Genomic DNA, 565 nt, shown 5'->3' with positions numbered 1-565 from the left:
CGAAGCGCTCGGGCGGTTGAAGCTGTTGCGCCTGCCCCCGCTCGGCGTGGCGCTCGGCATCTATCTGCCGATGTCGGTGATCCTGCCGACGGTGCTGGGCTCGGTGATCGGCTGGTTCTACGACCGCTGGGCGCGCACCACCGCCAACCCCGAAGTGGCCGAGCGCATGGGCACGCTGACCGCAACCGGCCTGATCGTCGGCGAAAGCCTGTGGGGCGTGCTGTTCGCGCTGATCGTATGGGCCAGCGGCAGCGATGCGCCGCTCGCGCTGATCGGCAAAGGCCATGAGGCGGCGGCGTTGATCGGCGGCACCGTGCTGTTCCTGGGGATTGCGGCGGTGCTGTACCGTCGGACCATCACCGTTTCGCGGTAATTTCCCTCTCCCAACGGGAGAGGGAGGGAGGAGCGAAGCGACGGAAGGGTGAGGGTGATCGCTCCCGTATCGCCTCGCCCTCACCCTTCCCACGCCTTTGGCGCGGGCCCCTTCCCTCTCCCATTGGGAGAGGGAAAAGCGGCTCACATCGCCGCGAGCAGCGTGCTGATCTTGATGAACGCGAACGCGACC

The 565-nt window shown here is 67.4% G+C and carries 1 protein-coding gene; it reads left to right on the top strand.

Annotation, left to right across the window (positions count from 1 at the left end; translation table 11 throughout):
* Nucleotides 1–373: OPT/YSL family transporter (locus AACY45_RS27635; RefSeq protein WP_339548642.1), on the top strand; the 373-nt coding region annotated here is incomplete at its 5' end.
* Nucleotides 374–565 lie beyond the last annotated feature (192 nt).

It is taken from the genome of Pseudomonas sp. RA_35y_Pfl2_P32 (assembly GCF_963970735.1).
In the GTDB taxonomy this organism is placed as follows: domain Bacteria; phylum Pseudomonadota; class Gammaproteobacteria; order Pseudomonadales; family Pseudomonadaceae; genus Aquipseudomonas.
This window is presented reverse-complemented; position numbering and strand designations above follow the sequence as displayed.